The sequence below is a fragment of the Pseudomonas sp. NBB genome (assembly GCF_032701105.1).
Classification (GTDB): Bacteria; Pseudomonadota; Gammaproteobacteria; order Pseudomonadales; family Pseudomonadaceae; genus Aquipseudomonas; species Aquipseudomonas asiatica.
The window spans coordinates 407,208-433,303 of the sequence record NZ_CP103994.1 but is presented as its reverse complement, the minus strand read 5'-3'; the positions used below and the strand labels follow the sequence as shown (position 1 = coordinate 433,303).

Annotated in this window: 23 protein-coding genes; 10 read left to right on the top strand and 13 right to left on the bottom strand. The window is 63.9% G+C overall.

What is annotated here, in order from left to right:
* Positions 1 to 20: 20 nt before the first annotated feature.
* Positions 21 to 179 (bottom strand): YqaE/Pmp3 family membrane protein, encoded by a 159-nt coding sequence (locus tag NY023_RS01875; RefSeq protein ID WP_009681539.1) that lies wholly within the window; start codon positions 177 to 179, stop codon positions 21 to 23.
* Positions 180 to 332: 153 nt separating this feature from the next.
* A complete protein-coding gene (locus NY023_RS01870) occupies positions 333 to 1,613 on the bottom strand; it encodes an aspartate aminotransferase family protein (RefSeq protein ID WP_013970565.1) in 1,281 nt (426 codons plus the stop codon).
* A 208-nt stretch (positions 1,614 to 1,821) separates the two neighbouring features.
* On the opposite strand from NY023_RS01870, the gene NY023_RS01865 reads away from it, so the two are divergent.
* Entirely contained in the window at positions 1,822 to 2,745 is a 924-nt protein-coding gene (locus tag NY023_RS01865; RefSeq protein ID WP_004375209.1) for a LysR family transcriptional regulator, read from the top strand.
* A gap of 252 nt (positions 2,746 to 2,997) precedes the next feature.
* Here NY023_RS01865 and NY023_RS01860 read toward each other — a convergent pair whose 3' ends face one another.
* The 9 genes from NY023_RS01860 to bioB all read right to left on the bottom strand — a co-directional run bounded on the left by NY023_RS01860 (position 2,998) and on the right by bioB (position 13,576).
* The gene (locus NY023_RS01860) at positions 2,998 to 4,776 is read right to left on the bottom strand and encodes an acyl-CoA dehydrogenase C-terminal domain-containing protein (RefSeq protein WP_013970564.1); all 1,779 of its coding nucleotides are present in this window, start codon (positions 4,774 to 4,776) and stop codon (positions 2,998 to 3,000) included.
* A gap of 123 nt (positions 4,777 to 4,899) precedes the next feature.
* Positions 4,900 to 6,183 (bottom strand): sensor domain-containing diguanylate cyclase, encoded by a 1,284-nt coding sequence (locus tag NY023_RS01855; protein ID WP_013970563.1) that lies wholly within the window; start codon positions 6,181 to 6,183, stop codon positions 4,900 to 4,902.
* A gap of 315 nt (positions 6,184 to 6,498) precedes the next feature.
* A complete protein-coding gene (locus tag NY023_RS01850; RefSeq protein WP_013970562.1) occupies positions 6,499 to 8,304 on the bottom strand; it encodes a phenylacyl-CoA dehydrogenase in 1,806 nt (601 codons plus the stop codon).
* 286 nt (positions 8,305 to 8,590) lie between these two features.
* Positions 8,591 to 8,887 carry a hypothetical protein gene (locus NY023_RS01845; protein WP_013970561.1) on the bottom strand — a complete coding sequence of 99 codons (297 nt, stop codon included), beginning with the start codon at positions 8,885 to 8,887 and terminating at the stop codon, positions 8,591 to 8,593.
* Positions 8,888 to 9,117: 230 nt separating this feature from the next.
* On the bottom strand, positions 9,118 to 9,798 hold the full coding sequence (gene bioD, locus NY023_RS01840) for a dethiobiotin synthase (protein ID WP_013970560.1): 681 nt from the start codon (positions 9,796 to 9,798) through the stop codon (positions 9,118 to 9,120).
* 10 nt (positions 9,799 to 9,808) lie between these two features.
* Positions 9,809 to 10,627 (bottom strand): malonyl-ACP O-methyltransferase BioC, encoded by an 819-nt coding sequence (gene bioC / locus NY023_RS01835; protein WP_023662347.1) that lies wholly within the window; start codon positions 10,625 to 10,627, stop codon positions 9,809 to 9,811.
* Positions 10,620 to 11,351 carry an alpha/beta fold hydrolase gene (locus tag NY023_RS01830; protein ID WP_013970558.1) on the bottom strand — a complete coding sequence of 244 codons (732 nt, stop codon included), beginning with the start codon at positions 11,349 to 11,351 and terminating at the stop codon, positions 10,620 to 10,622. Before NY023_RS01830 ends, bioC begins: the two co-directional genes overlap by 8 nt.
* Positions 11,344 to 12,516, bottom strand: a complete 1,173-nt coding sequence (gene bioF / locus NY023_RS01825) for an 8-amino-7-oxononanoate synthase (RefSeq protein ID WP_013970557.1) — start codon at positions 12,514 to 12,516, stop codon at positions 11,344 to 11,346. The genes NY023_RS01830 and bioF overlap by 8 nt, the downstream gene beginning before the upstream one ends.
* Position 12,517: 1 nt before the next feature.
* Positions 12,518 to 13,576, bottom strand: a complete 1,059-nt coding sequence (gene bioB, locus NY023_RS01820; RefSeq protein WP_013970556.1) for a biotin synthase BioB — start codon at positions 13,574 to 13,576, stop codon at positions 12,518 to 12,520.
* 89 nt (positions 13,577 to 13,665) lie between these two features.
* Here bioB and NY023_RS01815 point away from each other — a divergent pair, with 89 nt between their 5' ends.
* The 4 genes from NY023_RS01815 (at position 13,666) to rarD (ending at position 17,408) form a co-directional block, all read left to right on the top strand.
* Complete coding sequence (locus NY023_RS01815; RefSeq protein ID WP_044046872.1) at positions 13,666 to 14,397, top strand: ComF family protein; 732 nt, start codon at positions 13,666 to 13,668, stop codon at positions 14,395 to 14,397.
* 157 nt (positions 14,398 to 14,554) lie between these two features.
* Positions 14,555 to 15,319, top strand: coding sequence for a TOBE domain-containing protein (locus tag NY023_RS01810; RefSeq protein ID WP_024086132.1), 765 nt, complete (start codon positions 14,555 to 14,557; stop codon positions 15,317 to 15,319).
* 162 nt (positions 15,320 to 15,481) lie between these two features.
* Positions 15,482 to 16,456 carry a serine/threonine protein kinase gene (locus NY023_RS01805; protein ID WP_013970553.1) on the top strand — a complete coding sequence of 325 codons (975 nt, stop codon included), beginning with the start codon at positions 15,482 to 15,484 and terminating at the stop codon, positions 16,454 to 16,456.
* Positions 16,457 to 16,520: 64 nt separating this feature from the next.
* A complete protein-coding gene (gene rarD / locus NY023_RS01800) occupies positions 16,521 to 17,408 on the top strand; it encodes an EamA family transporter RarD (protein ID WP_013970552.1) in 888 nt (295 codons plus the stop codon).
* Between the two features lie 332 nt (positions 17,409 to 17,740).
* Here the strand turns inward: rarD and NY023_RS01795 are convergent, their stop codons facing one another.
* A complete protein-coding gene (locus NY023_RS01795) occupies positions 17,741 to 18,259 on the bottom strand; it encodes a glycine cleavage system protein R (RefSeq protein ID WP_013970551.1) in 519 nt (172 codons plus the stop codon).
* A gap of 451 nt (positions 18,260 to 18,710) precedes the next feature.
* Between NY023_RS01795 and NY023_RS01790 the strand changes: the two genes are divergently transcribed.
* On the top strand, positions 18,711 to 20,888 hold the full coding sequence (locus tag NY023_RS01790; RefSeq protein ID WP_015268691.1) for a malate synthase G: 2,178 nt from the start codon (positions 18,711 to 18,713) through the stop codon (positions 20,886 to 20,888).
* Positions 20,889 to 21,035: 147 nt separating this feature from the next.
* Here the strand turns inward: NY023_RS01790 and NY023_RS01785 are convergent, their stop codons facing one another.
* On the bottom strand, positions 21,036 to 21,575 hold the full coding sequence (locus NY023_RS01785; RefSeq protein ID WP_044046871.1) for a response regulator: 540 nt from the start codon (positions 21,573 to 21,575) through the stop codon (positions 21,036 to 21,038).
* A 116-nt stretch (positions 21,576 to 21,691) separates the two neighbouring features.
* Here NY023_RS01785 and NY023_RS01780 point away from each other — a divergent pair, with 116 nt between their 5' ends.
* From NY023_RS01780 to NY023_RS01765, 4 genes are all read left to right on the top strand, one after another.
* Positions 21,692 to 23,629: a DUF294 nucleotidyltransferase-like domain-containing protein gene (locus NY023_RS01780; protein ID WP_024086130.1), complete on the top strand. Its 1,938-nt coding sequence runs from the start codon at positions 21,692 to 21,694 to the stop codon at positions 23,627 to 23,629.
* Positions 23,626 to 24,336, top strand: coding sequence for a PolC-type DNA polymerase III (locus NY023_RS01775; protein WP_013970547.1), 711 nt, complete (start codon positions 23,626 to 23,628; stop codon positions 24,334 to 24,336). Before NY023_RS01780 ends, NY023_RS01775 begins: the two co-directional genes overlap by 4 nt.
* Positions 24,337 to 24,579: 243 nt before the next feature.
* A complete protein-coding gene (locus NY023_RS01770) occupies positions 24,580 to 25,098 on the top strand; it encodes an RNA polymerase sigma factor (protein ID WP_013970546.1) in 519 nt (172 codons plus the stop codon).
* The gene (locus NY023_RS01765; protein ID WP_041506297.1) at positions 25,095 to 26,051 is read left to right on the top strand and encodes a FecR domain-containing protein; all 957 of its coding nucleotides are present in this window, start codon (positions 25,095 to 25,097) and stop codon (positions 26,049 to 26,051) included. The genes NY023_RS01770 and NY023_RS01765 overlap by 4 nt, the downstream gene beginning before the upstream one ends.
* The last annotated feature ends 45 nt before the right edge of the window (positions 26,052 to 26,096 follow it).

Sequence of the window (26,096 nt, the reverse complement as noted above, 5' to 3'; positions counted from 1 at the left end):
GCAGAGCAGCCCCAGCAATTTCAGCGCTTGGCGATGATATACACCGCATGCACGATCCCCGGAATGTACCCCAGCAAGGTCAGCAAGATATTCAGCCAGAACGCCCCGCCAAACCCCACCTGCAGAAACACGCCCAGCGGTGGCAGGATGATGGCGATGATGATGCGTATAAAGTCCATGCGAGTCTCTCCTGAAGGGGTTACATCAGAGACTAGCCGCCCACCACAGAGGTTCAACAGGCAAAAAAAAACGCCCCGGGCCGAATGAAACAGGCCAAGGGCGATGCGCAGGAACGCCAGACGGTTCGTAGAATTCTCGATGTCACCAGGCCGCTAGGCTGGCATTTCACGGCGGGCCTGCTGCTGGGCATGCAGACGGGCAAAGGCACGGGCCAGGCGCAGCAGCATTTCGTCGATGTTGCCCTTGCTCACGGTCAACGCTGGCGAAAAACGCACCACATCCGCCCGCGGTGCGTTGAGCAACAGGCCTTCATGCAAGGCAGCCGCCACCAGCTCGCGGGCCAGGTTTTCTTTCATCTGCAGGGCCCACAGCAGGCCTTGCCCGCGCACTTCGCCCTGGCCATAGCGCCCGGCCAGCCGGCTCAGGCCTTCACGCAGGTGGCGGCCGTTGTCCTGCACCTGGGTGAAGAAGCCAGGCTCCAGCACGGTATCCAGCACGGCCAGGCCGGCGGCGCACATCAGCGCGTTGCCATGGTGGCTGCCTTCCAGTTCGCCAGGCTCGACGCAGCACGCCGTACCCCGGGCCAGCAAGGCCGCCAGCGGCACGCCACCGCCCAGGCCCTTGCCCAGGGTGATGATGTCGGCGCGCACGCCGTAGGTTTCCTCAGCCAGCAGCGCGCCACAGCGGCCGATGCCGGTCTGCACCTCGTCGAGGATCAGCAGGATGCCGAGTTCGCGGCACAGCGTTTCCACACCCTTGAGGTATTCCTGCGTGGCCGGGATGACACCCGCCTCGCCCTGGATCGGCTCGAGCATGATCGCCACGGTGCGCGAGTCCACCTCGGCGTGCAGCGCCGCCAAGTCGTTGAACGGCACCTTGCTGAAGCCCGGCAGGCCCGGCTCGCAGCGGTTGCACGGCAGCGGGTCGGACGCCGACAACGCGCCCAGGCTGCGGCCATGGCAGGCCTGGGTGGCGGTGATGATGTGATAGGCGCCGTTACGGTGCAGCTGGCCCCACTTGCGCGCCAGCTTGATCGCACCTTCGCAGGCTTCGGCGCCGCTGTTGAGCAGGTAGGCCTGGTCGCTGCCGGTGCTCTGGCACAAGCGGTTGACCAGCCCCAGCAGGCCACGGCTGTGGAAGCCCGAGCCCGGGTTGATCAACGCCTGGGCCTGGCTGCCCAGCGCCTTCACCAGCACACTGGGGCTGTGGCCCAGGCTGTTGACCGCACCACCCTGGGTGAAATCCAGGTAGGCATGCCCTTCGTTGTCCCACAACCAGGAGCCCTGGCCACGCACGAATACCTGCGCTGCGCGTTCGGTGCTGGGCATGAGGCACTCACGCGACAGCTGTGGCGCTTCCGGCACGATCACCGGCGCACGCTTGGGCTCGGCGACTGCGGCAGGGGCCGGGCGGCGCAGGTTGAACAGGTTCATCAGGGCTCCAACCAATCACGACAGGGGCGGTCACGGTGCGGTCTTGGTGCGGCACTCGATATTTTGCCTTGCCTATCAAAAGTGTTTTTCATCCGGAGTAACAATCGATCGATTCATCGCTGTAACCCGTTGGAATACGGCGATAGACTAGGCCTCGCGAGGGGTTTCGACCATTTCGTTTTTCCAGCATTTTCGATAAGTATCACTTATGGATTTTCGCCAACTGCGTTATTTCGTCGCGGTATATGAAGAAGGCCACGTGGGCCGCGCCGCCGAGCGCCTGTCGCTGTCCCAGCCAGCGCTTTCCCAGCAGATCCGCCAGCTGGAGCACAGCCTCGACCTGAGCCTGTTCGAACGCAGCAACAAGCGCCTGCTGCCGACTCTGGCCGCCCACACTCTGTACAACCACGCCCTGCCGTTGCTCGATGGCCTGCAGCGCGCCCACGAGGCCATGCGCAACTTCAAGGGCCAGTCGCTGCGTACCTTGGCCATCGGCGTGCTGCAGACCGTGCGGCCGAGCCTGGTGCCGCAGCTGCTCGAACGCCTGCGCAGGGCACAGCCGCACCTGGTGGTGCAGATCTACGAATTGTCAGGGCTGGAGATCGAACGGCGCTTGCTCAATGGCAGCCTGGACATCGGTATCAGTTACCTGCCGCCACGCCAGCCGGGGCTGCATGGTCTGCTGCTCTATGAAGATGAACTGCAACTGGTCATCCCCGCCACCCACCCGCTGAAGGACTTCAAGAAGGTGTCCATTCGCCAGGCCGCCGAGCTGCCCATGCTGATGCTGGGCGAGGAATTCCAGATCCGCCAGATCTGGCAGGCGCAGCTGGCCAGCCAGGGGCGTCGGCCGCAGGTGCAGGCAGAGATGAACAACATGGCGGGGATTCTCGACAGCCTGGCCCATACCGCGCTGGCCACCATCTTGCCGGGGCGGGCCAAGGAGGCCGCCGAGGATGACCAGGGGCTGCTGTGGAAGCCGTTGAGCGAGCCACGGGTACCGCTGAAGGTTGGCTTGGTGTTCCGCGATGCCCAGCGCCAGCAGGCCTCTGTGGAGCTGCTGCGCACGTTGCTGGAGGAAGAGACGGACGCCCGCCTGTTGGGTGCATCACCGTTGGATGTGCTGGGCTGAAAAACACGCGCACAAAGAAAACCCCGCCGAAGCGGGGTTTTCCAGACTGTTTCCCTGTGACATCCGTATCGCCCCGCCATCCTGGCAGGTGGTCCTTCGTCGTCGTCCTTGATCTGTCCTTTGCGCTTCCTGCGCAACGTCCATGTGGTAAAGAATAACCGTGGATCCAATCTGAGAACAGTGGTGAAAAGTCACCACGTTGTGTAGGAAAAAGCTTACACGGCAGGGACTGCTACGCAGTCCCCATATCTGTCAGAACTGTTCGGCATCCAGCAGGTACAACGACTCACTCCCCGCCTTCACCGAAGCCACCAGCGAATTCACCCGCGGCAGCAACCGCGCAAAGTAGAACCGCGCCGTACCCAGCTTGCCCGTATAGAACGCTTCATCCCCCTCACCCGCCTTCGCCGCCCGCGCCATCAGTGCCCACATGTAGGCGTAGGCGACATAACCAAAGGCCTGCAGGTACTCGACCGAAGCCGCCCCGATTTCGTTCGGGTTGCCCTTGGCCTGTTCCAGCACCCACTCGGTCAGCCCGTCGAGCTGATCGAGACAGGCACCCAACGGCTTGGCAAATTCATCCAGCTCGCTACCTGCGCTGGCAATGAACTGGCGAATCTCGTCGGAGAACAGCCGGTAGTATGCCCCACCACTGGCCACCACCTTGCGCCCCATCAGGTCGAGGGCCTGGATGCCGTTGGTGCCTTCGTAGATCTGCGTAATGCGCACATCGCGCACCAGTTGCTCCTGCCCCCATTCGCGAATGTAGCCATGCCCGCCGAACACCTGCTGGCCGTGCACCGCGCACTCCAGGCCCAGGTCGGTGAGGAAGGCCTTGGCAACCGGCGTCAGTAGTGCCACCAGTTCTTCGCTGCGCTTGCGCACGGCGGTGTCTTCGCTGAACTTGGCACTGTCCAGCTGCATGGCCACATAGCTGGAGAAGGCACGGCCACCCTCGATCAGCGCCTTCATGGTCAACAGCATGCGGCGCACGTCCGGGTGGACGATGATCGGGTCAGCGGCCTTGTCCTTGGCTTGTGGCCCGGTCGGGGCGCGGCTCTGCAGGCGGTCGCGGGCGTACTCCACGGCATTCTGGTAGGAGCGCTCGGCCGACGCCAGGCCCTGGATACCAACGCCAAGGCGCTCGTAGTTCATCATGGTGAACATGGCCGCCAGGCCCTTGTTCGGCTCACCGACGATATAGCCGACCGCTTCATCGAAGTTCATCACGCAGGTGGCCGAGGCCTGGATACCCATCTTGTGCTCGATCGAGCCGCAGGTGGCGGGATTGCGCGCCCCCAGGCTGCCATCTTCATTGACCAGGAACTTCGGCACCAGGAACAGCGAAATGCCTTTCGGCCCCGCCGGTGCGTCCGGCAGCTTGGCCAGCACCAGGTGGATGATGTTCTCGGTCAGGTCGTGCTCGCCGCCGGTGATGAAGATCTTGGTGCCGCTGACCTTGTAGCTGCCGTCGGCCTGGGGCTCGGCCTTGGTGCGGATGATGCCCAGGTCGGTACCGGCGTGCGGCTCGGTCAGGCACATGGAACCGGCCCACACGCCGGCGTACATGTTTGGCAGGTACTTTTCCTTCAGCGCTTCACTGGCGTGGGCATTGATCGACAGACAGGCGCCAGCAGTCAGCATCGGGTACAGGCCGAAGGACAGGCTGGAGGCGTTGACCATTTCCTCGACCTGGGCCGAGATGACCTTGGGCATGCCCATGCCGCCGAACAGCGGGTCGCCACCCACACCCACCCAACCGCCTTCGGCGTAGGTTTTGTACGCCTCGATGAAACCGGCTGGGGTACTTACCGCGCCGTTTTCCCAGTGACAGCCCTCTTCGTCGGCGGCACGGCTGAGCGGTGCGATGGACTTGGCGGTAACCTTGCCGGCTTCTTCCAGCACGGCCATGGCTGTGTCGGCATCGACAACCTCGGCCAACCCGGGCAACTGCGCCCACTGCTCGGCCACGTTGAAGACTTCATTCAGTACGAAGCGCATGTCGCGCAGGGGCGCTTTATATTCAGCCATGACAACCTCTCGCTAGTCGGGTCGGGGCGGTCTCGGGGAACCGCGACACTGGGTTGCAGGCAGTGTAACCGAACAACTTTTACGAGACATAGGGTCATCAATAGACCGTATAGTCTGGCTCGGTCACGCCGTGCGCACCGCCCCTCGCTGCGCTTGTTGCCCATGAACCATGACACAATTACGCCCTGCGCCCTTGGCGCTGTACAGCGCCTGGTCGGCGGATTTCAGCACCGCTTCGGGGTTACGATGATCGGCATGGCGCTCCGCCACACCGATGCTGATGGTGACCGACACCGTACCCCCACTGCTGCCCGCCCGCCGCTGGCGCCCGGCGGTATCATCCTGCGGACGGTTGTGCTGGTCGCGCAGGTGCATCACATAGTTGGCGATCATTTCGCGCACGGCTTCCACATGGGGCACGCATTCCTCGGCGGTCTTGCCGGCAAACACCAGAGCGAACTCCTCGCCGCCATAGCGGTAGGCACGGCCACCCCCGGTTACCTTGGACAGACGGCTGGCAACCAGGCGCAGCACCTGGTCGCCGACGTCGTGGCCGTGGGTGTCGTTGAATTTCTTGAAGTGGTCGACATCGGTCATGGCGATCACATAGTTGCGTCCCAGGCGGTGCATGCGCTCGTTCAGCGCACGGCGCCCCGGCAGGCCGGTCAGTTCGTCGCGGAAAGCCATCTGGTAGGCCTCGTGCGCCACCGCTGCGGCGATCATCAGCATGACCTGGCTGCACATGATGTTCAGGGTAAACGGCAGGATGAAGGTTTGCGGCAACATCCAGAAGATACCCAGCAGGCCCATCACCTGCGCAGCGTGGAGCGGCCGTGGCGCACGCAGGTATTGCACCACCAGCAGGATGAACACGCCGAGGAACAGCGGATAGACCATCTGGATCAGACTCATCCATTGGCCATGCAAGGTTGGCCAGCGGATTTCCGCCAACCAGGTCAGTAGTGCTTGGGGGTAGCTTTGCTCCAGGGCCACCGCCACGCTACCGACGGCGAACAGCACGGCGCCACGGGCGACCAGGTCCTGCAGCAGGTGGGTGCGCTCCTGCCAGGCACCATACAGCCCGAACAGGGCGGGTAGCAGCAGGCACACGAGATGGAAGATCACCGCCGCGTCCTCGCGAACGCGGCCATGGTCACGGTAGAAGTCGGTCTGGGTGTCGAGCAGGTAGTAGGCGATGTACACCGTAAGCATCAGGAACAGTTCGCGCTGGCGACGGTACACCGCACAGTAGGCGCCACCCAGCAGCAGGACCAAGGTGGGCAGGACGTTGAACAGCGATGTGAAAAAGACACTGAGGTCTCTCACATAGGCCGCGGCGAGTCCTGCCAGCAAAAGAATCAGCGAAGGCAGGAAGTGGCTCGCGCGAACAGCGTTAAAACGAAACAAGGGTAATCTCCAACCCGGCAGATCAATGATGGCATTGTGCCCTTACTTCATCGGCAGTGCACATGAACAGTTGAGTATGCGGATTGAATGAACAGGAAATTCCGGCGTGCACGCGATCATTGTGGGAGCGGCCTTGCGTCGCGAAAGGGGCGCGAAGCGGCCCCAGCTTTTTGTATCACAGCCGAAATTGCCGGGGTTGCTACGCAACCCTTTCGCGACGCAAGGCCGCTCCCACAGGGGATAGCGTTCAGCTTTCCAGAATGTAAAAACCCGCCTGCCGGTGAAGGCAGGCGGGTTTGCTTTACAGCGGCAGGATCAGTACGACAGACCGAAGTGCTCTTCGTCCATCGCCATCAGGTTGTTGGCACCCGACAGCATGGTCGCCACATGGGTACGGGTACGCGGCAGGATGCGCTGGAAGTAGAAGCGCGCGGTCTGCAACTTGGCGGTGTAGAACGCTTCTTCGCTGGTGCCGGCAGCCAGTTTCTCGGCCGCCAGGCGGGCGATGTCGGCCCAGAAGTAGGCCAGGCAGGCGTAGCCGGAATACATCAGGTAATCGACCGAGGCCGCACCCACTTCTTCGCGGTCCTTCATGGCGGCCATACCCACTTTCATGGTCAGCTCGCCCCATTCCTTGTTCAGCGCCGCCAGCGGTTCGACGAACTCCTTGACCGCTTCGTTGCCCTCCTGCGCCTGGCAGAACTTGTGCACGATCTTGGTGAAGCCCTTCAGCGCTTCGCCCTGAGTCATCAGCACCTTGCGGCCGAGCAGGTCCAGGGCCTGGATGCCGGTGGTGCCTTCGTACAGCATGGAAATGCGGCTGTCCCGTACGTTCTGCTCCATGCCCCATTCGGCGATGAAGCCGTGGCCACCGTAGATCTGCACGCCATGGTTGGCTGCTTCGAAGCCGACCTCGGTCATGAACGCCTTGGCGATCGGGGTCAGGAACGCCAGCAGGGCATCGGCCTTCTTGCGCTCTTCTTCATCCTGGCTGTACTTGACGATGTCCACCTGCTTGGCAGTGAAATACACCATCGCGCGGTTACCTTCGGCGAAGGCCTTCATGGTCAGCAGCATGCGACGCACGTCCGGGTGGACGATGATCGGGTCAGCAGCCTTGTCCGGTGCTTTCGGGCCAGTCAGGGAGCGCATCTGCAGGCGCTCACGGGCGTACTTCAGGCCACCCTGGAACGCGACTTCGGCGTGGGCCAGGCCTTGCAGCGCGGTACCCAGGCGAGCGGTGTTCATGAAGGTGAACATGCAGTTCAGGCCTTTGTTGGCCGGGCCGATCAGGTAGCCGGTAGCGCCGTCGAAGTTCATCACGCAGGTGGCGTTGCCGTGGATACCCATCTTGTGTTCGATCGAGCCGCAGCTCACGCCGTTGCGCTCGCCCACACCGCCTTCGGCGTTGGGCAGGAACTTCGGCACGATGAACAGCGAGATGCCCTTGGTGCCAGCCGGTGCGTCCGGCAGGCGGGCCAGGACGATATGGACGATGTTGTCGGCCATGTCGTGCTCACCGGCCGAAATGAAGATCTTGGTACCCGACACCTTGTAGCTACCGTCGGCCTGTGGCTCGGCCTTGGTGCGCAGCATGCCCAGGTCGGTACCGCAGTGCGGCTCGGTCAGGCACATGGTGCCGGTCCACTCGCCGGATACCAGCTTGGTCAGGTAGGTGTGCTGCTGCTCGGGGGTGCCGTGCGCAGAGATGGTGTTCATCGCGCCATGGGACAGGCCCGGGTACATGCCCCACGACCAGTTCGCACCGCCGACCATTTCGCTCAGCGCCAGGCCCAGCGACTCCGGCAGGCCCTGGCCGCCGTGCTCGACGTCATGCGCCAGGCTCGGCCAGCCGCCTTCTACGAACTGTTCGTAGGCCGCTTTGAAGCCGGTCGGGGTTTTAACGCCCGCCTCGCTCCAGGTGCAGCCTTCCTGGTCACCCACGCGGTTCAGCGGCGACAGCACCTGCTCACAGAACTTCGCGCCTTCTTCGAGGATCGCGTCGACCATGTCGGGCGTGGCGTCCTGGCAACCCGGCAGGCTCTGATAGTGCGCCTCATAGCCGAGCAGCTCGTCGCGAACGAAGCGGATATCACGCAAGGGGGCTTTGTAATCAGGCATTGCGATGAACCTCTAGGTGAGTTCTGTGGGGTGACCAGCACTTGGCGGCCGTCGATCAAACAGTTGTTTGAAACTTACGTTTAGCTCCGCCTTATGTCAAGGATGGACTATGGTGCCATTTGCGCCACGAAAAATGGCAAAAGCGTCAATCAATGATAAGTCCCCCTGTGGGAGCGGGTTTATCCGCGAATGGGCCAGCCCGGAAAACAGAGGTTTCCGGGCGGACGCATTCGCGGGTAAACCCGCTCCCACAGGGATAGCGTTATGTTCGGGAAGGGCCGCCGGGTCAGGCGTAGGTGTCGATGATCCGGCCGAGCATTTCGTCGGATGCCTTGGCGACCTTTGCGCCAAGCTCTACTTCGAGTTTGCCCAGAGTCAGCTGCACGGTGCTGGTGGCCAGGTCCATCTGCTGGCTGCGGTCGACCGCGCGCAGGCGTTCGGCCTGAAAATCGCTGGACTGGCTGGTGGCGCTACGTTCGGCGGTGGTGCTGGCGATCTGGCTGGCAGCCTGATCGACGCGGTTCTGGCCGGTCTGGACTGCGCTCAGGCCCGCGTAATAGGCGGAGCTACCGGTGATGTCCATGTCAGGACTCCATTGACGCTGGATGACGAACAGGCCCAATTAAAGCAGGCCAGGGGTGAAAAGGCCCGTTTAAATCCCTAATGGCCTGGTGCCATTTGATAGGCCCTGGGTATTCCTGCACGGGCCTCTTCGCGGGTAAACCCGCTCCCACAGGGTCTCCACAGTTTTCGAGACTTGTGCAATACCTGTGGGAGCGGGTTTACCCGCGAAAGAGCCGGGCCTGGAAACGGCTAATCCAGAAGATCCAGCTGAAGGTGTTCAGCAACCATGTCGGCACTGGCCTGCTTCAACTTGGGCACCCGCCCCAGGCATGGCGCCGGCAAACGCTCGGCCAGGCTGGCCAGGTTCTCTTCCAGGCGCGAAGTACGCGGCTCGATGATGTTCGCCACCCATCCAGCCAATTGCAGCCCGTCACGCTCGATCGCCTCAGCGCTTAACAAGGCATGGCTGATACAGCCCAGCCGCACCCCGACCACCAGAATCACCGGCAGCCGCAGGGCCACCGCAAGGTCGGACAGGTTTTCCAGCCCCGACAACGGCACGCGCCAGCCTCCGGCTCCCTCGATCAGGGTGAAATCGGCATTTTGTTGCAGCACATTCCGCATCGCTGCCAGCAGGTCCGACACGGCCAGCGTCACCCCTGCCTCACGTGCTGCCACATGCGGCGCAATCGCAGGCTCGAAGGCAAACGGGTTGACCTGTTCGTAGGGCAGCTTGATCGTGCTTTCATCAATCAGCGCCTGAGCGTCGCTGTTGCGCAAGCCTTTGGGCGTCATCGTGCAACCGGAGGCCACCGGCTTGGCCCCCAGCGTGCTCAAGCCTTGCGACCGTGCCGCATGCAACAGCCCGGCAGCGATGGTGGTCTTGCCAACATCGGTATCGGTACCGGCAATAAAATAGGCCTGGCTCATCTCGCTCCCCTTAAGCCTGTGGCTTGCGCAACACACCATAGACCACCTGGTAGGTGGCTGGCAGCCCCTCGGGCTGGCGAAACGCCTCGTAAGCCTGCAGCAGGCCCTGCATGCGGGCCCGGCCGGTAAGCCCGGAAGGCCGGCCAGGGTTCAGGTTGTGGGCGCCGAGTGCCTTGAGCTCATGGGTCAGGCTGCGTACATCCGGGTAGTGCAACACGTGCGGGCAGCGCTGCAGCCCAAGCTGCTCGAAGCCGCTGGCTGCGCACAGGCGCTGATAGTCCTCGAAACGGCGGAAGCGGTTCACATGCACCAGGCCATCCACCACCTGCCAACTGGCGCGCAGTTCATCGAGGGTACCCACACACAAACTGCTGAAGGCCAGCACGCCGCCTGGGCGCAGCACTCGCAGCGCTTCTGCCAGCACGCTGGCGAACTGGCCGCACCACTGCACGGCCAGGCTGGTGAACACCAGGTCGACACTGGCATCACGCAGCGGCAAACGCTCGGCGTCACCGGCCACGTGATAGAGCGCCCCGCCCTGTTCGTTGCGGGCATGGCACAACATGCCCTCGGCGATATCCACCGCAACGCCGCTGGCCTGGGTGAACCGCTCGGCCAACGCCCTGCTGAAATGACCGGTGCCGCTGCCCAGGTCCAGCCAGCGTGACGGCTGCAGGCCTTCCGGCAACTGCTCCAGCAAGCTCGAACCCACCGCACGCTGCAAGGCTGCCACGCTGTCGTAGCTAGCTGCGGCGCGGGAGAACGAGGCCGCTACCTGGCGCTTGTCGGGCAGCGCGCCGGGTAGGGTCGGACGGGAAAGGTCAGTCATCGCCACTCTCATGCAGGAAACTCTTGATGCCCGCCGCCAGTTCCTGCGGGTATTCCAGCAGGAACGCGTGGGAACTGTCTTCGACCAGGCCCACTTCCACATCGGGCAGCAGCTCGCTCAGCGCTTTTGCCGCCTCTGCCGGCACCAGCGCATCGCTGCCGGCGAACAGGTGCAGTTGCGGGCCACCGTAGGCCTGCAGTGCTTCGCGGGTATCCAGCTTGGCCAGCACTTCAAGGCCGGTGGCCAGGTACAGCGGGTCGGTGTCCGGTACGCCGACACCCAGTTGGCGCAGCAGGGTGCGCGGTTGCAGGGCACCGTCACTGCACAAGGTACGGAAGCGCTTCAGGGTGACCTGGGTATGGCTGCGGCAGCCGTCGAGGAACGTGCCAAAAGTGTCTTCGGCCATGCCGTGGGGCCAGTCGGGGCGAGCCACGAAACTGGGGTTGCTGGCCAGGGTCAGCAGGCCGCAGCAATGGTCACCGCGCTTGTGCGCCAGCGCGCTGGCCAGCATGCCGCCTAACGACCAGCCACCCAGCCAGACATCACTCGGCAGCTTGCGGTCGAGGTGGTCGACCCAGGCCTGCACATCGCTGTGGGCCAGTTCCGGCAAGGGCACCAGCTCTACCTGCAGGCGGGCGTCCTGGCCACGCAGGCTGGCGGCCAGCGGCTCCAGGGAAGCAGTGCCCAAGCCCCAGCCAGGCAACAGAACAAGTCGATTACGCATCGGCGCTCTCCAACTGTGGATAACACTCGGCCAATGCATTCAACAATAGCTGCACCTGCGCCTCGCTGTGCGCGGCGCTCAATGTCACCCGCAGGCGTGCGCTGCCCGCCGGCACGGTGGGCGGGCGGATGGCCGTCACCAGCAAGCCGCGCTCGCGCAGCATGCGTGACAGGCGCAGGGCCTTTGCGCTGTCGCCGATGACGATGGGCTGGATCGGCGTCGGGCTGTCCATCAATTCCAGGCCGATCTGCTGTGCACCTTCACGGAACTGGCGGATCAGCGCGGCCAGGTGCTCGCGGCGCCAGGTTTCGCGGCGCAGCAATTCCAGGCTCTTGAGGGTGGCGCAGGCCAGCGCCGGTGGCTGGCTGGTCGTATAGATGTACGGGCGGGCGAACTGCACCAGCGCCTCGATCAGCTCTTCGCTGCCGGCCACAAAGGCACCGGCGGTACCACAAGCCTTGCCCAGCGTACCGATCAACACAGGCACATCCTCAACGCCCAGACCGAAGTGCTCGACGATACCGCCGCCCTGGGTGCCGAGGGTGCCCAAGCCATGGGCATCGTCAACCATCAGCCAGGCACCGCGAGCGCGGGCGACATCGGCCAGCGCCGGCAGGTCGGCCAGGTCGCCGTCCATGCTGAACACGCCATCGGTCACTACCAGGGTATTGCCTACGGCCTTGTCCAGGCGGCTGGCCAGGCTGGCCGGGTCGTTGTGCAGGTAGCGGTTGAAACGGGCACCACTGAGCAACCCGCCATCCAGCAGCGAAGCGTGGTTCAGGCGGTCCTGCAGCACCGTGTCGCCCTGCCCCACCAGCGCGGTGATGGCGCCCAAGTTGGCCATGTAGCCGGTGGAGAACAGCAGCGCGCGCGGGCGCCCGGTGAGTTCGGCCAAGGCCTCTTCCACCTGATGGTGCGGCGTACTGTGGCCGATCACCAGGTGCGAGGCACCGCCACCGACACCCCAGCGCTCGGCGCCGGCCTGCCAGGCGGCAATCACCTCGGGGTGGTTGGCCAGGCCCAGGTAGTCATTGCTGCAGAAGGCCAACAAACGCTGGCCATCGACCACCACTTCCGGTCCCTGCGGGCTTTCCAGCAGTGGCCGCTGCCGATACAGGTCTGCGGCGCGCCGTTCGGCCAGGCGCGCCGCCAGGTCAAAGGCCATTTCAGGCAGTCGCGGCGTTGTAGAACATCTCGCTGCTGCGCTGCTCGACCAGCGCCTGCTCGATGGCCGCCTGGTGCACTTCGTCGGCGTGCTCTTCACGCGCTTCGGGCTTGATGCCCAGGCGTGCGAACAGCTGCATGTCCTTGTCGGCCTGCGGGTTGGCGGTGGTCAGCAGTTTTTCGCCGTAGAAGATCGAGTTGGCGCCAGCCATGAAGGCCAGGGCCTGCATCTGCTCGTTCATCTGCTCGCGGCCGGCGGACAGGCGCACGTGCGACTTGGGCATGAGGATACGGGCCACGGCCAGCATGCGGATGAAGTCGAACGGGTCGACGTCCTCTTCCTCGGCCAGCGGCGTGCCGGCCACCTTGACCAGCATGTTGATTGGAACCGACTCCGGGTGTTCGGGCAGGTTGGCCAGCTGGATCAGCAGGCCGGCGCGGTCGTCCAGCGACTCGCCCATGCCGAGGATGCCGCCGGAGCAGATCTTCATCCCGGCATCGCGCACGTAGGCCAGGGTCTGCAGGCGCTCGCTGTAGGTGCGGGTGGTGATGATGCTGCCGTAGAACTCAGGCGAGGTGTCGAGGTTGTGGTTGTAATAGTCCAGGCCGGCCTGGGCCAGGGCCTTGGTCTGCTCCTGGTCGAGCTTGCCGAGGGTCATGCAGGTTTCCAGGCCCATGGCCTTCACGCCTTTGACCATCTCCAGCACGTAGGGCATGTCTTTGGCCGACGGGTGCTTCCACGCCGCGCCCATGCAGAAGCGTGTAGAACCGATGGCTTTGGCGCGGGCGGCTTCTTCCAGCACCTTCTGCACTTCCATCAGCTTCTGTTTTTCCAGCCCGGTGTTGTAGTGGCCGGACTGTGGACAATATTTGCAATCTTCCGGGCAGGCGCCGGTCTTGATCGACAACAGGGTCGAAACCTGCACGCGATTCGGGTCGAAATGCGCGCGGTGCACGGTCTGCGCCTGGAACAGCAGGTCATTGAACGGTTGCTGGAACAGCGCCTTGACCTCGGCCAGGGACCAGTCGTGACGTGTTGTTGCAGTTGTGCTGGCGCTCATTGGCGTTTCCTTGTTTAGGCTGAAGCAGGCGCCGGGACAGGAAAGCCCGCCAGCGCATCACGGATAGCTCGCATAGTCATGGAAGGCCTATGAACTGTCAACCATACTGGAAAATGCTGGTTTACAAGTGCTCACTTATTAACCAATCGTGTTTGCTGTGCGATGAACCTGCCGAGCAGGCCTACCCGCTGTGCGTCGCCTGCGAGCAGGAACTGCCCTGGCTGGGCGATCATTGCCTGCGCTGCGCCCTGCCATTGCCGATAGCCGGCCTGACTTGCGCTCAATGCCAGCGCCGCGCACCGGCCTTCGAGCAGGTGCTTGCACTGTGGCATTTCGGCTTTCCGGTGGACACGCTGATCAGCCGTTTCAAGCACAACCGCCAGTGGCCCTTGGGCCGCCTGATGGCCGAATTGCTCGCGCATGGGCTGCTGCACCGCTTTACCGAAGGGCTGCCGCGCCCCGACCTGTTGTTGCCTGTACCCTTGGCCAAACGTCGACTACGGGAGCGGGGGTTCAACCAGGCGGGGATGCTCGGGCGCTGGCTGTCGTCGCACGTGGGGGTACGTTGCGACGAGCGGTTGCTGCTGCGCACACGGGAGACACCTGCGCAGCAACAACTGGACGCCAAGGCCAGGCGCCGCAACTTGCGCCAGGCGTTTACCGTCACGGGCAAGCTGACGGGCAAGCATGTCGCCATTATCGATGACGTGTTGACCACCGGTGCGACCGCGCAAGCGGTTGCCGAAGTGCTGCGCAAGGCCGGTGCGCGGCGGGTGGATGTGTATTGCCTGGCGCGTACACCGAAGCCGGGGTATGTATGACTTGTGGGAGCGGCCTTGTGCCGCGAAAGGGCTGCGCAGCAGCCCCAGGATCTCCGCCACAGCAAAAATCGCTGGGGCTGCTACGCAGCCCTTTCGCGACACAAGGCCGCTCCCACACAAGCTACACTTCGCTGCCACTTACAATGACCGAATGCCCATGCCCCTACCCCCCCACCTCACCCAGCACATCGCCCGCCGCCCCCAGCGCATCGCGCTGCTGCAGCACATTGCCGAAGAAGGTTCGATCACCCGCGCCGCCAAGGCTGCGGGCATCAGCTACAAGGCCGCCTGGGACGCCATCGACGAACTCAACAACCTGGCCAGCCAGCCCCTCGTCGAGCGCAGTACCGGCGGGCGTGGTGGCGGTGGTGCCCGTCTGTCGCCGGAAGGCCAGCGGGTGCTGCGCCTGTACCAGAGGCTGCAGGCCCTTCAGGCGCAAATCCTCGAAGCGGCCGAGGAGTCCAGCGACCTCGACCTGCTCGGCCGGCTGATGCTGCGTACCAGCGCGCGCAACCAGTTGCAGGGCCAGGTCAGCGGCCTGCGCCGCGAAGGACGGCATGATCGCGTCAGCCTGGCGTTGGGCGGAGGGTTGGAGATTGAAGCGTTGATCACCCACGACAGCACCGCACGGCTGGAACTGACGCTGGGGACGACGGTAGTGGCGCTGCTCAAGGCGGGGTGGGTGAGGTTGCTGGCCGACGAGGAACAGGCCGAAGCGGATAGCAATTGCCTACGGGCGACGGTGGAGGAGGTGCTGGCGGAGGCTGATGGGCCTGGTGAGGTCCGGTTGGCGTTGGGGAATGGGCAGACGTTGTGTGCGTTTGCCGAGACGGATTGGTTGGCTGGGCAGCGGGTAGCAGCAGGCAGTTCGGTGCGGGTTCAATTTCATCCCTCTTATGTATTGCTTGGGATTCCTGCATAGCCTGGCCGCGCTTTGCGTGGTTCGCGGGTAAACCCGCTCCCACAGGTGCATCGTTTCCCTGGCGGCTGCGCCGTCCATGTGGGAGCGGGTTTACCCGCGAAGAGGCCAGTACAGGCATAACGCGCTACCATGGCCCCCACGCCGCCTACCCCCGGAGCCACCATGTCCCACCCCTTCGATACCCTCACCCCCGACCTGGTCCTGGACGCCGTGGAAAGCCTGGGCTTTCTCAGCGATGCCCGGGTGCTGGCGCTGAACAGCTACGAAAACCGCGTCTACCAGGTGGGCATCGAGGGCGCGCAGCCGCTGATCGCCAAGTTCTACCGCCCAGGCCGCTGGAGCGACGCGGCCATCCTCGAAGAGCACAGCTTCACTGCCGAACTGGCCGAATGCGAAGTGCCGGTGGTCGCCCCGCTGCAGCACGACGGCCGCACCCTGTTCGAACACCAGGGTTTCCGCTTCACCCTGTTCCCCCGCCGCGGCGGCCACGCGCCAGAGCCGGGCAACCTCGACCAGCTCTACCGTCTTGGCCAGTTGCTCGGCCGCCTGCATGCCGTGGGCGCCAGCAAACCGTTCGAGCACCGCGAAGCGCTGGCTGTGGACAACTTCGGCCACGCCTCGCTGAATACCCTGCTGGAAGGCGATTTCGTCCCTCGCGAACTGCTGCCGGCGTTCGAATCGGTGGCCCGCGACCTGCTCAAGCGAGTGGAGGACATCTATGCCCGCACCCCGCACAAGCTCATCCGCCTGCATGGCGACCTGCACCCCGGCAACCTTATGCACCGCGACGAGGTGTACCACGTGGTCGACCTCGACGACTGCCGCATGGGCCCGGCGGTGCAGGACCTGTGGATGATGCTGGCCGGCAGCCGCGAGGAGCGCCTGGGCCAACTGGCCGAACTGATCGACGGCTACAACGAGTTCCACGATTTCGACCCGCGCGAACTGGCCCTGATCGAACCCTTGCGCGCCCTGCGCCAGCTGCACTACAGCGCCTGGCTGGCGCGGCGCTGGGACGACCCGGCGTTCCCGCCGAGCTTCCCCTGGTTCGGCCAGCCACGCTACTGGGGAGACCAGATTCTCGCCCTGCGCGAGCAAATGGCCGCACTGGATGAAGCGCCGCTGAAATTGTTCTAGAAGCACGCCCGCCTCTGTCTACAATAGGCGTCGCTTTATTTAGCTACCTAAGCAAGGATTCTGCATGCACGCCGCAAACCCGCGTCGCGGGTACCTACTGGGCCTCAGCGCCTACATCATCTGGGGTCTTTTCCCCCTGTACTTCAAGGCAATCCAGAGCGTTCCGGCGGTGGAGATCATTGTCCACCGGGTGCTCTGGTCGGCTTTGTTCGGCTCGTTGCTGCTACTGGTATGGAAACACCCAGGCTGGTGGCGTGAACTGCGTGACAACCCGCGCCGGCTGGGCATCCTGGCCCTGAGCGGGGCGCTGATCGCCGGCAACTGGCTGACCTACGTATGGTCGGTGAACAACGGGCGCATGCTTGAGGCCAGCCTGGGTTACTACATCAACCCGCTGATCAATGTGCTGCTGGGCATGCTGATTCTTGGCGAGCGCCTGCGTCGGCTGCAATGGCTGGCCGTGGCCATGGCCGCCGTGGGTGTGGCTCAGCAGGTGTGGCAGGTGGGCAGCCTGCCGTGGGTGTCGCTGGTACTGGCGCTGAGCTTCGGCTTCTATGGGCTGATTCGCAAACAGGCACCGGTAGCGGCGCTGCCGGGCCTGGTGGTGGAAACCTGGATGCTGGTACCGCTGGCCCTTGGTTGGCTGTTGCTGCACCCGGCGGCGACAAGTGCCCAGGGCGCGTTCTACACCAGCAGCGAAGCGTTGTGGCTGATGGCTGCGGGGCCGGTGACACTGGTGCCGCTGGTGTGCTTCAACGCTGCCGCGCGGCACTTGCCGTACACCACGCTGGGCTTCCTGCAGTACTTGGCGCCGACCTTGGTGCTGCTGCAGGCGGTGCTGCTGTTTGATGAGCACTTGTCGTCGAGCAACTTGGTGGCGTTCATGTTCATCTGGGCAGGTTTGGCGATTTACAGCGTCGATGCGTGGGTCAGTTTGCGCAAGCGTAGTTGATCAGAAAATGATCAAAACTCTGCAGGCCTTGTGATTCGTGGCCTGCAGAGACATCTCCAAAGGTTATCCACACCCTCGTCCCCGTGCTTTGTGCACAAGCTGCTGATTTTTGGGTGTTTTTTGATCACGGCCGTGCAAGGCGCGAGCGGCCTGGGCTGGAGAGGGGAACCCCCAGGTTATCCACAGGGCCTTCCCCGTGATATCGGGATAACCGCAGGGGGCTGCTTTGCAGCCCATCGCGACACAAGGCCGCTCCTACAGGGGAACGCGTAACCCTTGTAGGAGCGGCCTTGTGTCGCGATGGGCCGCGAAGCGGCCCCGGCAATCTCGGATCAATCCTCCGGCCGCAGCTTCAACTCCACCATCAAGTCATCCGCCAGGCTCTCCAGTCGCTGCTGCAGTTCTTCGAGCGGTAGAGTCAACGGCAAAGCCAACAACGCATCTGCATGAAACAACGGCTCGCTGCTCATCGGCGCCGGCCGCACTTCTGTTGAAAACCGCTCGACGTTCACCTGCAATTCAGCCAGCAAGCGGGTGATATCACGCACGATCCCTGGCCGGTCATTACCTACCAGCTCCATGGCAATCGGTTTCCAGGTGCACGACGGCTCGATGCCGCTCTCGGCGATCAGCACGCGAATGTCATATCGGACCAACCCCTGCAGCGAAGCCACCAGCTCGTCGTAGTTTTCCGCCGGCACCGCCACCCGCAGGATGCCGGCAAACTGCCCGGCCATGCGCGACATGCGGCTTTCCAGCCAGTTGCCACTGTGGTCGGCGATGCACTGGGCAATGCGCTCGACCTGCCCGGCCTTGTCAGGGGCAATCACAGTCAGTACAAGATGATCCACAAGCCCTTCCTCGTGTCGGACCGCGCCGTGCGGCAGAAAATCGGGGGATCGACTCAGTATAGGCAAGGCGCGGCAACCTGCCGCAGGGCAATCCGCATAACGAATCGTGTACTGTTTCAAGATTTATCTGGAACAATCCACCTGTTTTTTGCGAACATACTCACTCCCAGCGTGACCATACGCGACCAACGGGTCGCATAACGGCGCTTTTAGTCTGATTTTGCCCCGCCTACTGCTTCATGTAGTATCCCGTGGCGCGGACTACAAAACGTCGTTTGGATGTCTGCCAAGGCGCCTGTGAAAATACGCACACTGTCTGCCAGCCGGTCTGGCAGGCCGCACCCAGCCGCGCTCGGGGCTTTACTCGGGGGCATGCACTGGTGCCGTGTTTAGAGAAGCGCTACAGGCTTAATACAGAAGAGCGAAATAGCTGAGCAGAGTGAGGCAAGCAATGACTGGATACGTTCAAGTCGGTGGCCTTCAGGTCGCCAAGGTCCTGTACGACTTCGTGAACAACGAAGCCATCCCAGGGACCGGCATCGTCGCCGAGCAGTTCTGGGCCGGTGCAGAGAAGATCATCAATGACCTCGCTCCAAAGAACAAAGCCCTGCTCGCCAAGCGCGACGAGCTGCAAGCCAAGATCGACGCCTGGCACCAGGCACGCAAAGGCCAGGCCCACGACGCCGTAGCCTACAAAGCATTCCTTCAGGAAATCGGCTACCTGCTGCCACAAGCCGACGATTTCCAGGCAACCACCCAGAACGTGGACGAAGAAATCGCCCACATGGCCGGCCCGCAGCTGGTCGTACCGGTGATGAACGCCCGCTTCGCCCTGAACGCCGCAAACGCCCGTTGGGGTTCGCTGTACGACGCGCTGTATGGCACCGATGCCATCAGCGATGAAGGCGGTGCCGAGAAAGGCCAGGGCTACAACAAAGTACGTGGCGACAAGGTCATCGCCTTCGCCCGCGCCTTCCTCGACGAAGCCGCGCCACTGGCAGCCGGCTCGCACGTCGACTCCACCGGCTACCGCATCGAAGGTGGCAAGCTGGTAGTTGCCCTGAAAGGCGGCAGCAACAGCGGCCTGCGTGACGATGCCCAGCTGATCGGCTTCCATGGCGATGCCGCTGCGCCGACTGCCGTGCTGCTCAAGCACAACGGCCTGCACTTCGAAATCCAGGTCGACGCCAGCACCCCGGTCGGCAGCACCGACGCCGCCGGCGTGAAAGACATCCTGATGGAATCGGCGCTGACCACCATCATGGACTGCGAAGACTCGGTTGCCGCCGTGGACGCCGACGACAAGGTAATCGTCTACCGCAACTGGCTGGGCCTGATGAAAGGCGACCTGGCAGAAAGCGTTAGCAAGGGTGGCAAGACCTTCACCCGCACCATGAACCCGGACCGCGAGTACGCCGCGCCCAACGGCGGTAGCGTGACCCTGCATGGCCGTTCGCTGCTGTTCGTGCGCAACGTTGGCCACTTGATGACCAACCCGGCGATCCTCGACGCCCAAGGCAACGAAATCCCCGAAGGCATTCAGGACGGCCTGTTCACCAACCTGATCGCCCTGCACAACCTCAATGGCAACACCAGCCGCAAGAACACCCGCACCGGCAGCGTGTACATCGTCAAGCCGAAGATGCACGGCCCGGAGGAAGTAGCCTTCGCCGCCGAAATCTTCAGCCAGGTCGAAGACCTGCTGGGCATGAAGCGCAATACCGTCAAGGTCGGCATCATGGACGAGGAGCGCCGTACCACGGTCAACCTCAAGTCGTGCATCAAGGCCGCAGCCGAGCGCGTGGTGTTCATCAACACCGGCTTCCTCGACCGCACCGGCGATGAAATCCACACCTCGATGGAAGCCGGCGCCGTGGTGCGCAAGGGCGCCATGAAAAACGAGAAGTGGATCGGTGCCTACGAGAACAACAACGTCGACGTTGGCCTGGCCACCGGCCTGCAAGGCCGTGCGCAAATCGGCAAAGGCATGTGGGCCATGCCCGACCTGATGGCAGCCATGCTCGAGCAGAAGATCGCCCACCCCCTGGCCGGTGCCAACACCGCCTGGGTGCCGTCGCCGACTGCAGCCACCCTGCATGCTCTGCACTACCACAAGGTGGACGTACAGGCGCGTCAGCGTGAACTGGCTTCGCGCACACCCGCGTCGGTGGATGACATCCTCACCATCCCGCTGGCCGCCGACACCAACTGGTCGGCCGAAGAGATCCGCAACGAACTGGACAACAACGCTCAGGGCATCCTCGGCTACGTGGTGCGCTGGATCGACCAGGGCGTAGGTTGCTCGAAGGTGCCAGACATCAACAACGTCGGCCTGATGGAAGACCGCGCCACCCTGCGCATCTCGGCCCAGCTGCTGGCCAACTGGCTGCGCCATGGCGTGGTCAGCCAGGAGCAGGTGCTGGAAAGCCTCAAACGCATGGCCGTGGTGGTGGACCAGCAGAACGCCAGCGACCCTCTGTACCGCCCGATGGCACCGAACTTCGACGACAACGTCGCGTTCCAGGCGGCGGTAGAACTGGTGGTGGAAGGTGGCAAGCAGCCGAACGGCTATACCGAGCCGGTACTGCACCGCCGTCGCCGCGAGTTCAAGGCGCGTAACGGGTTGTAAGCAACATCTGCGACAGGGGGCCGCTTTGCGGCCCTTTCGCGACACAAGGCCGCTCCTACATGTACCGCGCAAGGCTGAGGTCTGGCGCGGTACTTGTAGGAGCGGCCTTGTGTCGCGAAAGGGCTGCAAAGCAGCCCCACTCCTGCACTACTCGATCTTCAGTTCTTTCTTCACCAGTTCCAACAGCCTGCCCAGATCCACCGGCTTCAACAGAAAATCCACCACCCCCAGGTGCATCACGTCCACCGCCTCTTTCACGTCGGTATCGCCCGACACCACGATGATCGACAACGCCGCCCGCTCTGATTCGCGAACCTTGCGGATCAGGTCCAGGCCATCCTCCGGTTGCATGCGCAAATCCGTAATCATCAAGCCAATCCGTTGCTGGTAGTGCAGGTACAGCCTGGCCTCCTCGGCCCCATCCGCCCCGACACAGTCAATCCCCCGGCTTTTCAGGTACAGGATCAGCGCCTCACGATTCACCGCATTGTCATCCACCACCAGCACCAGCGGCTTGGCAGCCACGGGCGCACTTACGACGGCCAATGCCTCGCGCTCGGCGTCGCTCAGGATGTCGTGTTGCTCAGGCATGCTCATCTCGTCAAAAAATTTCCGCTTCAGCATTAGGACCGCAGAACTTGCGTAACCCGGCTGGCCTTTCGTCGGGTCTTTGACAGGGGCTCTCATAGACTTACGTCCAATGGGCACCATCCCGCCGCAAGCCGACCATGGAGGCAGAGAACAACATGGCCGGCACCTATATATATAGATATATAGTTCGGCATAGCGATACGGTCAGTTTCATGAGCAAAAAGGACGCCTACAGCCAGGCGGGCAGGACGGCAGTGCTGCAGAACATCCAGGGCACCTTGCAGTTCCTGCAGCGTTTTCCGCCGTTCAACCAGATGGAACACAGCCACCTGGCCTACCTGGTCGAACAGTGCCAGCTGCGCTTCTATGCCAGCGGCGAAAGCATCGTCAAACCTGCCGACGGGCCGGTCGAGCACTTCTACATCGTCAAGCAGGGCCGCGTGGTCGGCGAACGCCAGCATCTGGTCAAACCTGGTGTGGAGACTACCTTCGAGATCACCAGTGGCGAATGCTTCCCGCTGGCTGCCCTGCTCGGCGAGCGGGCGACACGCACCGAACATCTGGCCGGCGAGGACACCTTCTGCCTGCAGCTGAACAAGGCCGCGTTCATCCGCGTGTTCTCGATGTCGGAAGTGTTTCGGGATTTTGCCCTGCGCGGGGTCAGCAGCCTGCTCGACCAGGTCAACCAGCAGGTACGCCAGCGCGCGGTGGAAACCCTCGGCACCCAGTATTCGCTGAACACGCCACTGGGTGAACTGGCCATGCGCCACCCGGTGGTGTGCAGCCCCGACACGCCCCTGCGCGACGCCGTGCGGCTGATGCACGAGCAGCAGGTTGGCAGCATCGTGGTGGTCGACCCGCAGCGCTACCCCACCGGTATCTTCACCCTGCGCGACCTGCGGCAGGTGGTGGCGGCGGCCGATGCCGACCTGGGCGCGCCCATCGCGCGGCACATGACCGCCCAGCCGTTCTACCTCAGCCCCCAGGCCAGCGCCTTCGACGCAGCCATGGCCATGACCGAGCGGCATATCGCCCACGTATGCCTGGTGGAAAACCGACGCCTGTGCGGTGTGGTTTCGGAGCGCGACCTGTTCTCCCTGCAACGGGTCGACCTGGTGCACCTGGCACGCACCATCCGCCATGCGCCACGCCTGGATACCCTGGTCTCGCTGCGCGGCGAAATCAGCCAGCTGGTCGAGCGCATGCTGGCCCATGGCGCGTCCTCCACGCAGATCACCCAGATCATCACCCTGCTCAACGACCACACCGTGTGCCGGGTGATCGAACTGGCGCTGGCCGAGCGCGGTGACCCGGGCGTGCCGTTCAGTTGGCTGTGCTTTGGCAGCGAGGGGCGACGAGAACAAACCCTGCACACCGACCAGGACAACGGCATCCTCTTCGAAGCCGCCGACAGCACCGAAGCCGACGCCATCCGCGCACGCCTGCTGCCGCTGGCGCAATACATCAACCAGTGCCTGGCCCAGTGCGGCTTCACCCTGTGCAAGGGCAACGTCATGGCCGGCAACCCCGAGCTGTGCCTGTCGCGCAGTGAATGGGCGCGGCGTTTTGCCGGTTTTGTCCGCGAAGCCAGCCCGGAGAACCTGCTGGGCTCGAGCATCTATTTCGACCTGCGCGTGGTGTGGGGCGACGAGCAAGGTTGCGAGCAGCTGCGCCAGGGCCTGCTGGACCAGGTGGCCGACAACCGCATCTTCCAGCGCATGATGGCTGACAACGCCCTGCGCCAGCGCCCGCCGGTGGGCCGCCTGCGCGAGTTCGTGCTGACCCGCCAGGGCAACGACAAGGCCGCCACCCTCGACCTCAAGGTCCAGGGCCTGACACCCTTCGTCGATGGTGCGCGGCTGCTGGCCCTGGCCAACGGCATCGGTGCCTGCAATACCTTGGAGCGCCTGCGCCAGCTCGTGGCCAAGGGCGTGATCGAGGCACTGGATGGCGCAGCGTATGAAGAGGCCTACCACTTCATCCAGCAAACGCGCATGCAGCAGCACCAGCGCCAGACCCGCGACAACCTGCCCTATTCCAACCGCCTGGACCCGGACAGCCTCAACCACCTGGACCGGCGCATCCTGCGCGAGTCCCTGCGCCAGGCCCAGCGCCTGCAAAGCAGCCTGGCCTTGCGGTACCAGCTATGAGCCTGTTCGCCTGGCTGCGCCCCAGTGCGCCGGAACTGGACCACGCCACGCGCCAGCGCCTGGCCCGGCTGCCCAAGCCAGCGCCATTGGGGGTGTGTACCCTGCGCGAGCAACGCTGGGTGGTGCTGGACCTGGAGACCAGCGGCCTGAACACCAACCGTGACCAGGTGCTATCGGTTGGTGCCGTCGCCATCGAAGACGGCGCCATCGACTTTGCCCAGCAGTTCGAACGCACCTTGCACCGGCCTTTGCAGAAGACCAACGCCAGCGTGCTGATCCATGGCCTGGGCCCGAGTGCCCTGGCTGCCGGTTGCGACCCGGCCGAGGCCTTGCTCGACCTGCTCGACTTCATTGGCAACAGCCCGGTGCTGGCATTCCACGCGCCGTTCGACCAGCGCATGCTGGCCCGTGCGCTGAAGGAAAGCCTGGGCTATCGCTTGCACTCGCCCTTCCTGGATGTTGCCGAACTGGCACCGATGCTCAACCCCGACACAGTGCTGCGCGAGGCCGGGCTGGATGACTGGGTCGCGCGGTTTGGCCTGCAAGTCGAGGAGCGCCATCATGCCAGCGCCGATGCCCTGGTTACCGCCGAACTGGCGCTGATCCTGTTCAGCCAGGCCCGGCGCCAGCAGCTGGACAGCCCGCTGCAGCTGGAGCAGCGCTTGCGCGGGTGGCGCAGGCGCAAGGTGCACAACCACGGCCTGTAGCTTTTCACCGCCCTTGCTGGCCTCTTCGCGGGTAAACCCGCTCCCACAGGGACTGTACTGCCTTTGATGCCCTGGAGATCCTGTGGGAGCGGGTTTACCCGCGAAGAGGCCAGCACAGGCATAACATCTGCACGACTTGGATGATGGCCATCCGATAAGCGTCCATTGCACCCACCCCCTCCCCTCTGCAACAATCGCGAATAATTATCGTTAGTTAATGCATTCGTTCCGGGGGGACGCTGCTTGTCTTCTGCACAGAGCCCACACGCCGATCTGGTCGGTGCGCTGTACCGCGACCATCGCGGCTGGCTGCTCGCCTGGCTGCAACGCAGCATGGCCTGCCGCCAACGTGCCGAAGACCTGAGCCAGGACACCTTCGTGCGCCTGCTCGGCCGTGCGCAACTGGATACGCCCCGCGAACCCCGCGCGTTCCTGGCCGCCGTGGCCAAGGGCCTGATGTTCGACCACTTCCGCCGCGCCGCGCTGGAACAGGCCTACCTGGCCGAACTGGCCCTGATGCCGGAAGTCGAACAACCTTCCCCGGAAGTGCAACACCTGATCCTTGAGGACCTCAAGGCCATCGACCGCCTGCTCGGCAAGCTCTCGAGCAAGGCCCGCGCAGCATTCCTGCACAATCGCCTGGACGGTATGAGCCATGCCGAAATCGCCGAGCACATGGGGGTTTCGGTTTCGCGGGTGCGCCAGTACATCGCCCAGGGCATGCGCCAGTGCTACGTGGCCCTGTACGGGGAGCCGACGTGAGCAGTTCACCGGTTTCGTCCCGGGTGCTGGAAGCCGCCATTGCCTGGAAGCTCAGCCTCGACAACGGCAGCGGCACACCTGACGAGCGCAGCGAATTCATGCGCTGGCATGCCGCCAGCGAGGAGCATGCCCGCGCCTGGCGCCAACTCGGTGCCATGGACCAGCGCGTGAGCGCCGCTGCCGGCCCGGCACGCCAGGCCCTGCTGCAATCGCGCGCCGGGCTGCGCCGACGTATCGGCAAGGTCGGCGGCGGGCTGGCCGGCATGTTTCTGCTGGGCTCGCTGCTGGCCTGGGTCGGCGCACCATCGCTGGCACCGAGCTACTGGCTGGCCGACCAGCGCACCGCCACCGGCGAACTGCGTACCCTGCGCCTGGAAGACGGCACCTTGTTGAGCCTGAACAGCCACACGGCCGTGGATATCGACTACGCCGGCAAGCAACGGGTGATCGTGCTGCACCAAGGCGAGATTTCGGTCGAAACCGGCCATCAGGACCCGCGCCCGCTGCTGGTGCGCACCGACGATGGCCGCCTGCGCCCATTGGGCACGCGCTTCCTGGTACGCCGCGAGGACGACGGCACGCGCCTGGAAGTGCTGCAAGCCTCGGTCGCCGCCATGCCGCTGAACAGCGGTGACGAACAGGTGCTGCGCGAAGGCCAGCAGGTGCTGATGAACGCCAACGGCCTTGGCCGGATCGGCACGGTGCCAGCCGGTGCCGACGCCTGGACCCGCGGCATGCTAGTGGTGGACAACGTGCGCCTGGCTGACCTGCTGGCCACGCTTGGCCAGTACCGCAGCGGTTACCTCGGGGTAGACGACCAGGTCGCCGATCTGCGGGTGACCGGCAGCTTCCCGCTGACCGATACCGACCTGGCACTGTCGTCGCTGGTGCCGGCACTGCCAGTGAAGGTCGAGCGGCATACGCCGTGGTGGGTGACCGTCGTTCCCAAATAAACCTGCACCGGCCTCTTCGCGGGTAAACCCGCTCCCACAGGGTTG